The 12,490-nt window shown below is 63.9% G+C and carries 11 protein-coding genes, 1 tRNA gene and 1 pseudogene; 6 read left to right on the top strand and 7 right to left on the bottom strand.

The window, feature by feature from the left end; genetic code table 11:
• Positions 1–229: 229 nt before the first annotated feature.
• Positions 230–664: a hypothetical protein gene (locus OGR47_RS14025; protein WP_165053373.1), complete on the bottom strand. Its 435-nt coding sequence runs from the start codon at positions 662–664 to the stop codon at positions 230–232.
• Positions 665–1,153: 489 nt separating this feature from the next.
• Positions 1,154–1,230 (bottom strand) — tRNA-Arg (locus OGR47_RS14030).
• A 161-nt stretch (positions 1,231–1,391) separates the two neighbouring features.
• Here OGR47_RS14030 and OGR47_RS14035 point away from each other — a divergent pair.
• The 3 genes from OGR47_RS14035 to OGR47_RS14045 all read left to right on the top strand — a co-directional run bounded on the left by OGR47_RS14035 (position 1,392) and on the right by OGR47_RS14045 (position 3,830).
• Positions 1,392–2,159, top strand: a complete 768-nt coding sequence (locus OGR47_RS14035) for an alpha/beta fold hydrolase (RefSeq protein ID WP_165053370.1) — start codon at positions 1,392–1,394, stop codon at positions 2,157–2,159.
• 227 nt (positions 2,160–2,386) lie between these two features.
• Complete coding sequence (gene cysE / locus OGR47_RS14040) at positions 2,387–3,235, top strand: serine O-acetyltransferase (RefSeq protein WP_165053367.1); 849 nt, start codon at positions 2,387–2,389, stop codon at positions 3,233–3,235.
• Between the two features lies 1 nt (position 3,236).
• Positions 3,237–3,830 carry a hypothetical protein gene (locus tag OGR47_RS14045; RefSeq protein ID WP_246729725.1) on the top strand — a complete coding sequence of 198 codons (594 nt, stop codon included), beginning with the start codon at positions 3,237–3,239 and terminating at the stop codon, positions 3,828–3,830.
• A gap of 101 nt (positions 3,831–3,931) precedes the next feature.
• On the opposite strand, the pseudogene OGR47_RS21920 reads toward OGR47_RS14045, so the two are convergent.
• Positions 3,932–4,140 (bottom strand): annotated as a pseudogene (locus tag OGR47_RS21920) (hypothetical protein); the annotation flags it as partial.
• Between the two features lie 150 nt (positions 4,141–4,290).
• On the opposite strand from OGR47_RS21920, the gene OGR47_RS14055 reads away from it, so the two are divergent.
• Positions 4,291–4,791, top strand: a complete 501-nt coding sequence (locus OGR47_RS14055) for a hypothetical protein (RefSeq protein WP_165053361.1) — start codon at positions 4,291–4,293, stop codon at positions 4,789–4,791.
• Positions 4,791–7,421, top strand: a complete 2,631-nt coding sequence (locus OGR47_RS14060; protein ID WP_165053358.1) for a CHAT domain-containing protein — start codon at positions 4,791–4,793, stop codon at positions 7,419–7,421. The genes OGR47_RS14055 and OGR47_RS14060 overlap by 1 nt, the downstream gene beginning before the upstream one ends.
• A gap of 159 nt (positions 7,422–7,580) precedes the next feature.
• Here OGR47_RS14060 and parC read toward each other — a convergent pair whose 3' ends face one another.
• Positions 7,581–9,842, bottom strand: a complete 2,262-nt coding sequence (gene parC / locus OGR47_RS14065; RefSeq protein ID WP_165053646.1) for a DNA topoisomerase IV subunit A — start codon at positions 9,840–9,842, stop codon at positions 7,581–7,583.
• A 270-nt stretch (positions 9,843–10,112) separates the two neighbouring features.
• Between parC and OGR47_RS14070 the strand changes: the two genes are divergently transcribed.
• A complete protein-coding gene (locus tag OGR47_RS14070) occupies positions 10,113–10,331 on the top strand; it encodes a hypothetical protein (RefSeq protein ID WP_165053310.1) in 219 nt (72 codons plus the stop codon).
• A 4-nt stretch (positions 10,332–10,335) separates the two neighbouring features.
• On the opposite strand, the gene recO is transcribed toward OGR47_RS14070, so the two are convergent.
• From recO to era, 3 genes are all read right to left on the bottom strand, one after another.
• Positions 10,336–11,049, bottom strand: coding sequence for a DNA repair protein RecO (gene recO / locus OGR47_RS14075; protein ID WP_165053355.1), 714 nt, complete (start codon positions 11,047–11,049; stop codon positions 10,336–10,338).
• A 176-nt stretch (positions 11,050–11,225) separates the two neighbouring features.
• On the bottom strand, positions 11,226–11,480 hold the full coding sequence (locus OGR47_RS14080; protein WP_371824428.1) for a DUF1737 domain-containing protein: 255 nt from the start codon (positions 11,478–11,480) through the stop codon (positions 11,226–11,228).
• Position 11,481: 1 nt separating this feature from the next.
• Positions 11,482–12,423 carry a GTPase Era gene (era, locus tag OGR47_RS14085; RefSeq protein ID WP_165053352.1) on the bottom strand — a complete coding sequence of 314 codons (942 nt, stop codon included), beginning with the start codon at positions 12,421–12,423 and terminating at the stop codon, positions 11,482–11,484.
• Positions 12,424–12,490 lie beyond the last annotated feature (67 nt).

Below are 12,490 nucleotides of genomic sequence, written 5' to 3' on the forward strand. Positions count from 1 at the left end.
CTCCGCTGTCGAGTGCCTTGCCGCCTAGCGGTGACTCTGGATCATTTCGAAATCTCCCAGGACAAATTTATTTACATGCGTTTCACGCCGCTAGGCAACGCCCGGCTGTGAGAATGTCTGGAGACGCATCGCAACCCGCTGCGCAGCTCAAAAGAACGCTAGCCCGACGCATCGGGTTCTGCAGTCGGCTCCTGCCGCTCGCGTGGTTTTCCATGCAGCTGAAGGCACGCTAGTCTTGCGGTTTATGCAACGTTACAACGCCAGAGCTTATTTGATAGGACGCTACAACCGTATTGGCTGAGCGCGCCACCCATTCCTCGACGACAAGGGACGCGGCGCGCAGCCTATTCAAGTCCAGCAGCTCAACCCGCATGAATCGGGCGTCGGCTTTTATCTGGCGCACAATATTCGACGAAGGCTGATTGGGATTTCTGCCTTCCTCGGCATCCTTCCGAAGCGACGATTTCAATTCACCTGCTATATTGCCGGGAAGCCGTTCGATTACTGCGGACATAAAGCAGTCCATGATATCGGCGTGCGCAGCGAGATATGTCGAGATGGTCAACTGCAGAGTCTGCATTTCATTATGGCTGGACATTTTACAATACCAAGTGATAGCAGGCCGCTCACTCATGGAGGCGCAGCGACGATTGCGCTGACGCATGCAAAACGCTTCGCGTGCGGCGCAGCAAATGATGAAAGCGCTTAACGTCCGCTTTTACAGAGAGTTAATTTGAGGAGCGCACATAAACTATACATACTTTTGTCTTAATCTGTTTGACCATGATGAATCACGAAAATTACCTCCACAAAAATCTTTTTGTCTGTGAATATGCGAGAGAAGAGGAGAAGCCTGCGCGTCGTCTGATGCGAGGCGTCTTCCCGGATCGAGCGCCCGACCGCGCGCGAATACGTTAAAATTCAACGGAAGCTTTGCTTCTGGCGGCGGGCGCCAGCGGAGACCAGGGAAATTCTAAAGCGCATGGCTTTCAGCGACGCCACCGGATGGCCCACACCGCGGAGACGCCGAAGCGTTCCGACGCCTGCCCGCAAGACACGCCGCAAAATATCCGGGATTACCCTTCCAACCAGCCAGACAAGAGCGCTCCTTGGGAGCCAACCACGGGACGGAGTTCGCAGGTGTTTTTTATGATGGCGCGCCCGAAAGGATTCGAACCTCTGACCCCCAGATTCGTAGTCTGGTGCTCTATCCAGCTGAGCTACGGGCGCCTGTCGACTGGCGGTCTCGACCCCGCTTCGGGGGGTCAGCGCCGCGACAAGCGACCGTTTAGCGACAACCGGAGCGCTTGGCAAGGGCTGTTATTTTTGCCGGCCCGCGCTTGCGCCGCCAATCTGATTCTTTAAGTAGGAATCGTCACACAGGATTTGCCATGGAAACTTTCGTCTCGAACGGCGTCGAGATTGCCTATTCGGATTTCGAGCCCCTTGGCGACGACCGACGCGAGCCGATCGTCCTCATTCATGGCTTCGCCTCCACCCATGCCGTGAACTGGATGTTCACCCAATGGGTCAAAACGCTGACGGAAGACGGACGCCGCGTCGTCGTCTTGGACAATCGGGGCCATGGCCGGTCGCAGAAGCTTTACGACCCCGCCGAATATGCGCTGGACCTGATGGCGGCGGACGTGGCCCATCTCCTCGACCATTTGTCGATCGCCCGCGCCGACGTCATGGGCTACTCGCTCGGCGCCCGAATCGGCACCGTGCTGACGCTCGCCCATCCGGACCGCGTCCGGTCGCTGATTCTCGGCGGCATCGGCCAATATCTCATTCAGGACGCGGGCCTGCCCTCGGGCCTCGCCGAAGCCATGGAGGCCGAGCGGATCGAGGACATCGATAATTCGATGCTCAAGATTTTCCGCGGCTTCGCCGAATCGACCCGCAGCGATCTCAAGGCGCTCGCCGCCTGCGTCCGCGGCGCTCGCAAGGCGCTGGACCCGGCGGTCCTCTCGAAGGTCGAATGCCCCGTGCTGATCTGCGTGGGCACGCGCGACGACGTCGCCGGCGACCCCTCGCCGCTGCAGCCGCTGTTCCGCAACGCCCGCGTTGTCGACATCCCTGGCCGCGACCACAACCGCGCCGTGGGCGACCGCATCTACAAGCAGGCCGTGGTCGAATTCCTGGCGCAACGCCCCTGATGCGCACCCGCGCCCGAGGCGCTATATAGCCGCGTGGCGCGCTTTCCGTTCCGGAAGCGCGCTTTCCGGGAACGGCTCGCTGTCATTCCCGACGCTTGCGACGCGAGCGATCGGGAATCCAGCGCCAAATCAAAGCCATCGCGGCTCTGGAGTCCCGGTCGGGCCGACGGCCCGCCGGGAGCCGAACGCGAGCTGTTCGAGCGGAAACGGATAAGAGGAAGCGTCCCATGGCCGCCGAAACGCGGGAAAAAGCCGCGTCCGTCATAGATTTTGATCCGCTCCTCGCCCGCCTGCGGCTCGAGGCGGAGGATGTGCTGCGCCGCGAGCCGGAGCTCGGCGGCTTCATCTACCCCGCCATCATGGCGCAGGAGAGCGTCGCTGGCGTCGTGATCCACCGCGTGGCGCAGCGCCTCGACCGGCCGGAAGCGCCCTATGCGGCGATTCGCCACGCCTTCGACTCCTACCTCGCCCACGACGGCGCCATTGCTGAGGCCTTCCGGGCCGATCTCCTGGCCGTGGTCGAGCGCGACCCCGCCTGCACACGGCTTCTGGAGCCGGCGCTCTACTTCAAAGGCTTCCATGCCCTGCAGACCTATCGGCTGGCGCATTGGCTGTGGAAAAATGGCCGCAGCGATTTTGCGCTGACGCTGCAGAGCCTGTCCTCGCAGATTTTCCAGACCGACATCCACCCGGCCGCCGTCATCGGCAAGGGCGTCTTCATCGACCACGCCACCGGCGTCGTCATCGGCGCGACGAGCGTCATCGAGGACGACGTCTCCATGCTCCATGGCGTGACGCTGGGCGGCACTGGCAAGGCGCGCGGCGACCGCCATCCGAAGGTGCGGCGCGGCGTGCTGATCGGCGCCGGGGCCAAGGTGCTCGGCAATATCGAGATCGGCCGCTGCGCGATGATCGCAGCCGGGTCTGTGGTGCTCGATTCGGTGCCGGCGAATAAGACGGTGGCGGGCGTGCCAGCGCGAATCGTGGGCGATTCAAAATGCGCCGAGCCGGCGCTGGCCATGGACCAGATGCTAGCGGTTCTAGATGCGGGAATGGACAAGAGGGCGGGGTTATAAGGTGAAGAAGCTGTTTCTTGGCGCGGCGCTTTCCATTCTGGCGTCCGCGGGTCTCTCGTCGCATGCGCTTGCCGCCGGCTGGCATTATTACGACCCGGACTGCCCCATTTCGCTGGGGCCGAAGTCGATGAAATTTGTGGCCATGCAGCCCAAGAAAAGCGTCGACCGCGAATGCGGCGCGCTACCGGAGACCGGCGCATCCGTCATCGTGCTGGACGCCAGCGACAATGAGTTGCGTGACATGAACTGGGACGTCCGCGTGCTGCGCGCCAAAGGGCCCGACAGCGAGCCGGACCCGGAGGTCGACGCCATCAGCCGCCAGCCGATCCAGAAGTTCCGCAACGGCATGGTGAATTTCGACCAGAACTTCAAGCAGGCGGGCAATTACCAGCTCTATGTGAAGCTCACGAGCGACGACGGCGCCAGGAGCTACGAGGGCCGCCACCCCTTCTCGGTGGGGCTCATCACCGACGAGGAATTCTATCTCTACATCGGCTTCGGGGTTTTTGCGCTCGCGGCGGGAGGCGTGGCTTTCGTCTTGTGGCGGAAGGGGAAGCTGTTTTTCAAGATTCCGGATTTTGCGAAACCAAGCTGATCGACGCCGTCATTGCGAGCGAAGCGAAGCAATCCGGGGCCGCCGTAGCTAACTTGGATTGCTTCGTCGCTTACGCTCCTCGCAATGACGAGGGCGGCCCCTCACCCAAACCTATTATTCTTCGGCCCCCCTCGCGGCAGCCTTCCCGCCTCCGCGCGATGCCCATCCACTCCATCATCTCCGCCGCCGCTACGTTAAACGCGCGGCCCGCCGTATCCGTCCAGCTCAGCCCTTCGGCGAGTGAGAATACCTTCGCGTCGGTCACGCCGCCGTCCTTGTAGCGCTGAGTGCGCACGCCCTTGCCGCGCGCGCGGCTACGCCTCGAAGCCCCGCCGCTTGCCGGGCACGCGTTTCCTCTACATAATCGAACAAGATTTCATCGAACCATTGTTTAGCGAGAGCAAGCGACGCTGATTGTAATCCGACCGGGCGGTCGCTCGCCGGCTCAGGAGGCAAAATCATGGATCAACGGATAGCGGCGTTGTCGCCGGGGCAGGCGCAACAGGCGGTGAAGGAATTATTCGATCTGTTGCCGGTCAATCTGTTCGACGGGGGCAAGCCCACCATCGCCGATCTTGATGATTTGGCCAAAGAGGCTCGCGACGGCGCGCCTCCCGACGTCGCGCCTTTCCTCGACGCAATGCTCGCGGAAAGGGAAACCGAGGCGCGCGGCGAGGTGGCCCGCCTCGTTCTCGACCAAGCGGCGCAGACCCCTGGCCTTCGCGATTATCTCGATGAGGCGCTACGGCGTGCGGCGCAGCCTCATATGGACCTGACGCTTCTGGCCGGCGTGGTCATTCTTGCGATGATCGCCGTGCCGAAGAAGATCAAGTTCAAGGACGGCAAGCTAGAAACGATCGAATGGGGCCAACTCCAGGACGGCGCCAAGCTTGCGCACGAAGTGACTGGCTTCGTCAAAGCCTTGCCTACCACGGTGAAGTCCTCCTTTTTCGGCGCCTGATGAGCGAGGCGGGCGAAACGCGCTTCCGGGCCTTGGCGGCGCGCCTCGTCGCTCTCGAACGTCAGGGGCAAAGCCTCCATTCATTGGTTGCGACGCAGCCCAAAGAGGTCCTCGGCCCACTGAGAGAGCTTGCCGGGGAGTCGGAGAGCATCGCCGACGAGATCAGAGCATGGGCGGCGGAGCCCGGTCCGCTCACGAGCGCATGGGGCCACACCCTGGCGGAGCGCGCCCGCCAAGCGGGTATTTTCCTGTGGCTCGGGGTTGCCGGCGCCCTCACCATGACCTGGGATTCCGCGGGCGCTCGAGTGGCGTGTCGGCGCGGTCTTGACTTGGCAGCCGTCGACGACCCCGAACGCGCTCTTCTTCTTGAGACCCTCGGCAAGATCGAGTTCGAGGCGGGCCACCTCGAAGCGGCGCAAGCGGCGATGACCGAAGCGATCGAGATCGCCGATTCTTTTTCCGATCCCGGGCGCTGGGCGGACCGGATCGGCGCCAGCGTCGAATTCGCGCCGATGCGGGCAATTCAGGCGCAGCGCTCAAGCGAGGGTGTATCACGAAGCCTTGGCCTGCTTGCGCACATCGCCCTCGCTCGCGGCGACCGCGAGAAATACGCGCGGACGCTTGATCTCGCCTACGAGGCCGCGATCAAGAGCCGCCAACCGGTGCTCATTCGCAGCATCTGGCGCCAGCGGTACGAATATGCCTTGCGCTGGGACGCCTCGGGCGCGGTGCTTGACGCAATGAATGCCGAACTCGATCGCGGCGGAGCGCCACAACTCGCCGGCGACGAGGCCTATAAGATCGACATGCAGCTCTTGCGTGGGCAGGCGCTCATCGAGCGGGAAGGCTATGCGAGCGCCGATCGCCGGCTGAAGGCTGCGCTCATGGCCGCGAGGAGCCCGCGCGAGCGCTGGACGACGCGCATGACCTATGGCCGGTTTTGCGAGGGCCGCCCTGGCCGTCGCCAGGAGGCGATCGAGCTGTTCGATGAGGCGCTGGCGATCGGCAACGAGACCGGCATCGCCGGCTTCATCGACGGCGCGCGGCGCGATTTGATCCGCCTGTTGATCTCGGGCTGCGCCGCGGCGGAGCGAACGCGCGCCATTACCGAGCTCGATGTCGTGTTGCGCGCCTGCCGCGACGCGCAGGACGGCGAGGGTTTCGCCCAGGCGTTGTTGCAGCGCGCGATGGCCCGCTTTCTCGATCGCGATTACGCCGGCGCGTTGAAGGACATCGACGGCGCGTTGAACTTCTCCGCCAACGCCCAGACCCGCGGCGAGGCGTTGACCGCCCGCAGCGCCGCGCTGCAGCGCCTCGGGCGTGATGAGGAGGCGCTCGCCGACGCCATCGAAGCCGTTGGCCTGTTTCCAGAGCGACGGCGTGATCCGCTCGGCGACGGGCCGGGCGCGGGCGGGGACGAATTGCAACACATTGAGGCCGCCTACGCGGCGGCCGCGCGCATCTGCGCCCGGCTCGGCCGCGCCGCCGAAGGGTTCGAGTGGGCCGAACGCGGTCGCGGTCGGCTGCTGCGCGCGCATCGTCAACTGCTCTCGCCCGCTGGCGCAGCATCCTCACGCGAAATCCTGCCGCTTCTCATCGACGCTCTTGCACGACACCCAGATGGACCCGCAGCGCTGGCCCTGTTCTCTGTCGGCCCGCTCGATACGGTCGTCTTCATCGTCGCTCCGGGCCGCCCCGTGCGCGAAGTCTCCGCCGAGTTCGGCGAGGCTCAACTGCAGAAGTTGCTACCGACCGCCGATGATGGGCCGCAGCAATGGAACGCGGGTCTCGCCGAGGCGCTGCCTGGCATTTCCGAAGCGCTACAACGCCCCCTGGCGGAGCTTCTTGAAACGGTCGAAGCCTGCAAGACCCTCTACATCGTCCCCGACTCGCACCTCCATTCGATCCCATTCGCGGCCTTGACCGGAAAGGACGGCACTTCACTAGTCGAACGCTGCGCGACGGTCATCGCGCCGTCGGTGGCGAGCTTACTCGAATGCCTCGGGCGGCGCCCGCAGGAGACGAAATCCTGCCTGACGCTCGGCGCCGGCGGCGTCGGCGTCGGAGAGATCAGCTTCGCCGCCCACGCGAAGGCGGTCGCCGGACTTTTCGACGACAAGTCCGAATGGAGGAAGCAAAGCCTGTATTTGTCGGAGCCGGAGGCCACTCCCGAACGATTTCTCGCAGAAGCAACGCGCTTTCGAGTGATCCATTTGGCCTGCCACGGCAACGTGCTCGCCGGCGTCATGGACACGCTCAGCGCCTCGGCCTTGCAGTTAACTGGCGGCCATCTGACAGCCCGCGCCCTGATCAAGGCCGAGGGGCCGTGGCTCCAAGCCGACCTCGTGTTTCTCAATGCTTGCCGCTCGGGCGGCTTCAGGGCCCGGCTTGCTAGCGAGGTGGGGGGATTCCGCCAAGCCTTTCTCGAAGCCGGCGCGCCGTCTCTCGTCGCGACCCTGTTCTATGTCGATCCGGATCACGCGCAGAAATTGGCCCAGGAATTCTATCGGCATTGGCTCGACGGCCAGACGAAGGCGGAAGCGCTGCGCCGCGCGCAGTGCTCGCTGCGCGATCGCGGCCTTCGCGTTGGAGACTGGGCCGCCCACACGTTGATCGGCCGCGCCTTCTGAGGTCCGAAGGACCTTCAGACTCCGAACTTTGCGAAGCCGAGCTGACACGCCGTCATTGCGAGCGAAGCGAAGCAATCCAGGGCCCCGTAGCTAACTTGGATTGCGTCGTCGCTTACGCTCCTCGCAATGACGGAGAGCTGGGGCTGCAGACCGACGCCCTCACCCGAACCGATTGTTCTTCGGGAACCCTCTCGGCGGCAGCCTTCCCGCTTCCGCGCGATGCCCCATCCATTCCGTCAGCTCCGCCGCTGCGACCTTGAACACACGGTCCGCCGTATCCGTCCAAGTCAGCCCATCCGCGAGTGAGAACACTTTCGCGTCGGCCACGCCGCCGTCCTTGTAGCGCTGCATGCGCACGCCCTTGCCGCGCGCCATGCGCGGCGCCTCTTCCAGCGGGAAGACGAGGAGCTTCCTGTTTTCGCCGATAATGGCGACGTGATCGCCCGCGGCTTCCGTCGCGACTTTCAGCTTCGCGGGCGGCTCGACGGAGAGAACGGCGCGCCCCTTTTTGGTGGATGACAGCAGATCGTCCTGCGCGACGATGAAGCCGCGCCCATCATCCGCAATCAGCAGTAACGACGTCCCCGCCGTATGCGGCAGCACGCGCGCAATATCCGCTCCTTCGTCGATGTCGGCATAAAGACGGATCGGCTCGCCATGGCCGCGCCCGCCCGGCAGTTTCGAGGCGTCGAGGGTGAAGGCCTTGCCATTGGTCGCGAGCACCAGAATCTTCGTCGTCGTCTGCGCGAAGAAACTCGTGTCCAGCGCGTCGTCGCCCTTGAATTGCAACGTCGACAAATCCTGCACATGACCTTTCAGCGCGCGAATCCAGCCCTTCATCGACACGACCACCGTGATCGGCTCGCGCTCGATCATCGCCTCTGCGAGATCGAGATCGACGGCTGCCGGCGCGTCCTCGAAAGTGGTGCGGCGCTTGCCGACCGGCGTCTGCGGGCCATAGAGCTTTTTGAGGTCGCGCACCTGCCCGGCGATCGTCTTCCACTGCTTGCCTTCGTCCTCGAGCAGGCTTTCGAGCTCGGCGCGTTCCTTGGTGAGATCGTCCAGCTCGCGGCGCAGCTCCATCTCTTCCAGCTTGCGCAGGGAGCGCAGCCGCGTGTCGAGGATATAATCGACCTGCAGATCGGTGAGCTTGAAGACTCTCTTCAACTCGACCTTCGCGTCATCTTCCTCGCGGATGATGCGGATCACCTCATCGAGGTTGAGGAAGACGATGATCATGCCTTCCAATTGCTCGATGCGGCGCAGGATCGCCGCGAGACGATGACGCGAGCGGCGTTGCAGCACCGTGCGGCGATGATCGAGCCATTGCCGCAGCGCCTCATCCAGCGAGACGACGCGCGGCGTCACGCCGTCGACCAGCACATTCATATTCATGCTGAAGCGCGTCTCCAGCTCAGAGAGCTTGAAGAGCGTCTCCATCATCAGCGCCGGATCGACGTTGCGCGCGCGCGGCTCGAAGACGATGCGCACATCCTCCGCCGATTCGTCGCGTACGTCGGCGACGAGCGGCAGCTTACGCTCGGAAATCAGCTCGGCGAGCTTTTCGATCAGCCGCGACTTCTGCACGCCATAGGGAATTTCGGTGACGACCGTCACCCAGCCGCCGCGCGGCAGCTCTTCCTTCACCCAACGCGAGCGCACGCGGAAGGAGCCGCGCCCGGTGCGATAGGCTTCGATAATCTCTTCACGCTTGTCGACGATGATGCCGCCCGTTGGGAAATCCGGCCCCCGCACGAAGGTGAGCAATTGCTCGCTCGTCGCGGCGCGATGCGAGATGAGATAGAGCGCAGCGTCGCACAGCTCGGCGAGATTATGCGGCGGAATGGACGTCGCCATGCCCACCGCAATGCCCTGCGCGCCATTGGCGAGCATATTGGGCAGCGCCGAGGGGAGCACGACAGGCTCCTTCTCCTCGCCCGAGTAATTGGGTTTGAAGTCGATCGCGTCCTCGTCGATGCCCTCGAGCAAAGAGCGGGCGACGGCGGTCATGCGCGCTTCGGTGTAGCGATAGGCGGCGGCCGAATCGCCGTCGATATTGCCAAAGTTCCCCTGCCCGTCGACGAGCGGGTAACGAGAGGAGAAATCCTGCGCGAGGCGCACCAGCGCGTCATAGATCGCCTGATCGCCATGCGGATGATAGGAGCCCATCACGTCGCCGACGATCTTCGCGCATTTCTTGAAGGGCGAGCCGGGATCGAGCCGCAGCACATGCATGCCGTAGAGAATGCGCCGATGCACGGGCTTCAAGCCGTCGCGCGCGTCGGGCAAGGCGCGATCGGTGATCGTCGAGAGGGCGTAACGGAGGTAGCGTTCTTCCAGCGCCTCGCGCAGATCGACTGGCGTCACCACGCTCTCGCCGCCGCCGTCCTTACCCTTTCCCGCGCCGCCCTTCTGCGCCATGCGATCCATTCGCCTCCGTTGGATTTTCGCCCGTACTAGGCGCAGGGGCCCGCCGGCGCAAGCGGCAAGCGCGCGGCGCGGCGGCAAATCGAGCCATCAACTTGATTTCCACCTTTTATCCCGCACTGTTGCAAATTAGCGCTTGCGAGGCGCCGTCACGCTTTCTAGAAAGACAGCACCGCCGGCTCAGCTTCTCCCGGGCCAAGTTTCCTCATAAATTTCTGTGGCTTCCGAATGACCTCGATCCTCAGAGCATTAGCGATTCTTGGCATGGCGTATGTTATGGGCTCGGCGCTCGCTCTCGAGACGCCACACGTCGCCGCTAGTGATTCGGCGCGCGCGACGCGCCACCATCAGCCGGCCGGCAAGGAAGAAGCCCGCAACGATAATGGCATGCAGGCGCTCTGCCGCGAGGTTCTGGTCGACACCGACGAGGGCTATGGCGTGACGAATCGCGAGTCGCGAGTCGTCTGCGAAGACGCGCGCTGATCTTTCACCTCAGCGCGGCGATATAAAGCGCCCGCGACGCCGGCAGAGTCGCGCCGCGTGGCGTCAATACATCGCGGGTCAGGAAATAGCCCGTCAGACGAAAGGCGTCGGCGATCTCCTCGGTCGGCGCGCTTTCGGTTTCCTCCCGCAGGAAGTGCGGATAGGGCAGCAGCCGATCGCGCCATGGCGCGGCGGCCTCCCGGTTCACCGCGCGGCCGGTTTTCGGCGACACATAGGCAAGGTCGTCGCGGGTTCCGGTGACCGCGCAGCGTTGCAGATCGAGACCGAATCCCAAGGCGCCGAGAAGCGCGAGCTCGAATTGCGCCATCAGCGGCGCAGCGGCATTGGGCGAATCAAGTCGCACTGCGATGGCTTCGGCCATGTCGAACAAGCCCTCATGCGGATCGCGCTCCGGCAGAAGGCGCAGCAGCGCCGCAAGCGTCGTTACGCCATGCAAGGCCGCGGCGCGATCGAGAAAGCGCGCGGCGCGCAAGGCGAGCGGCTCCACGGCATAGGCGCCCATATGGTCTTCGAGCCGCGCCCGCCATGTCGCCGCGACCAGATTCCCAGGCTGCAAAACAGGCCGCATCGCCTTGGAGCGCCCGCCGCGCACGACGCCGAGATGGCGGCCATGGGCGCGCGTCATCAGCTCCAAGATGACCGAGGTCTCGCCATGTTTTCTGGCGCCGATGACGAGGCCTTCGTCCTGCCATTCCATGACTGGGTTTCTCGGGTGTTCCCGGCTATCTCAGCGATGACAATCTAATCTCCCTCCCCCTTGCGGGGAGGGGTTAGGGGTGGGGGTCGACAATCTAGATTGTTATCGCGGCTACCCCCACCCATCCCTCCCCGCGAGGGGGAGGGATGGGATCACGACTACGGAGCCTTACTCTCTCACTGCTCCGAGAGCTTCATCTCAGGGCTGTATTCCACCCCTTCGACTTCCTTGATCACCGCCTGCCCGCAGATCACGCGGTTTTGCGCCGTATCGAAGGTCAACGTCGGCCCGCCATGGAGCTTCCAGCCTTTGCTCAGCGCTTCCGTCACGCGGTGGCAGAAGGCCGCGTCGTCGGGGCCGGTGAGGTAACGGTAGATAGTCAGCGTTTTCGATTTCTTGGCCATGGCGTCCTCACGAATCAGGTCGCCCATACTATTCGCCTTTCGGGAATTCCAGTCGCATCTCGCGATAGCGTTCCGGATCCTCGGCCCAGTTCTCGCGCACCTTTACGAAGAGGAAAAGATGCACCGGCTGCTCGGCGGCTTCGGCGATCTCGCGTCGCGCCGCGGCCCCGATCGCCTTGATCGTCTTACCGCCCTCGCCGATGACGATTTTCTTCTGGCTGTCGCGCGCGACATAGATCGTCTGCTCGATGCGCGCCGAGCCGTCCTTCTGGTTCGTCCACATGTCGGTCTCGACCGTGGACTGGTAAGGCAATTCGTCGTGCAGCCGCTCGTAAAGCTGCTCGCGCGTGATTTCCGCGGCGAGGAGCCGCAACGGCGCGTCGGAAAGCTGATCTTCCGGATAAAGCCAGGGTCCCGGCTTCATGCGCTCGGCCAAGGCGTGCAGCAGATCCTGGACGCCATCGCCAGTCAGCGCCGAGACCATGAAGGTCTCCTCGAATTTCTCGCGCGCGTTGAGCTTCGCGGTCAGCGCCAGCAGCTTCTCGCGCGCGACGACGTCGACCTTGTTCAGCACGAGAATCTTGGGCGCCTTCGCCTCGGCGAGCTGCGCCAGGATCGCTTCGACCTCCTCGTCGAGCCCCTTGCGGGCGTCGACGAGCAGCGCGATCACATCGGCGTCGGCCGCGCCGGAAAGCGCGCTCGCGACCATGGCGCGATCAAGCTTGCGCTTGGGTTTGAAAATGCCGGGCGTGTCGACGAGCACGATCTGCGCCAGCCCGTCGATGGCGATGCCGCGCACCAGCGCCCGCGTCGTCTGCGCTTTGCGCGAGACGATGGAGACTTTGGCGCCGACGAGCTGATTGAGCAGCGTCGACTTGCCGGCGTTGGGCGCGCCGACCAGCGCCGCAAAGCCGCAGCGCGTTTCCTGTTCCTGTTCCGTGGCGTTGGTGTCGGTCAATTCGTGTTCCATCTTCCCATCGGTCGCGATGTATCGGCGCCGGCGCCGCGTCCCCCTTCCCCTTGCGGGAGGGTGGCAG

The sequence above is a fragment of the Methylocystis sp. MJC1 genome, assembly GCF_026427715.1.
In the GTDB taxonomy this organism is placed as follows: domain Bacteria; phylum Pseudomonadota; class Alphaproteobacteria; order Rhizobiales; family Beijerinckiaceae; genus Methylocystis.

Coding starts and splice junctions, on each gene's coding strand:
- OGR47_RS14025 (WP_165053373.1), bottom strand. CDS start 664: ATGCGTCAGCGCAATCGTCGCTGCGCCTCCATGAGTGAGCGGCCTGCT.
- OGR47_RS14035 (WP_165053370.1), top strand. CDS start 1,392: ATGGAAACTTTCGTCTCGAACGGCGTCGAGATTGCCTATTCGGATTTC.
- cysE (WP_165053367.1), top strand. CDS start 2,387: ATGGCCGCCGAAACGCGGGAAAAAGCCGCGTCCGTCATAGATTTTGAT.
- OGR47_RS14055 (WP_165053361.1), top strand. CDS start 4,291: ATGGATCAACGGATAGCGGCGTTGTCGCCGGGGCAGGCGCAACAGGCG.
- OGR47_RS14060 (WP_165053358.1), top strand. CDS start 4,791: ATGAGCGAGGCGGGCGAAACGCGCTTCCGGGCCTTGGCGGCGCGCCTC.
- parC (WP_165053646.1), bottom strand. CDS start 9,842: ATGGCGCAGAAGGGCGGCGCGGGAAAGGGTAAGGACGGCGGCGGCGAG.
- OGR47_RS14070 (WP_165053310.1), top strand. CDS start 10,113: ATGGCGTATGTTATGGGCTCGGCGCTCGCTCTCGAGACGCCACACGTC.
- recO (WP_165053355.1), bottom strand. CDS start 11,049: ATGGAATGGCAGGACGAAGGCCTCGTCATCGGCGCCAGAAAACATGGC.
- OGR47_RS14080 (WP_371824428.1), bottom strand. CDS start 11,480: ATGGGCGACCTGATTCGTGAGGACGCCATGGCCAAGAAATCGAAAACG.
- era (WP_165053352.1), bottom strand. CDS start 12,423: ATGGAACACGAATTGACCGACACCAACGCCACGGAACAGGAACAGGAA.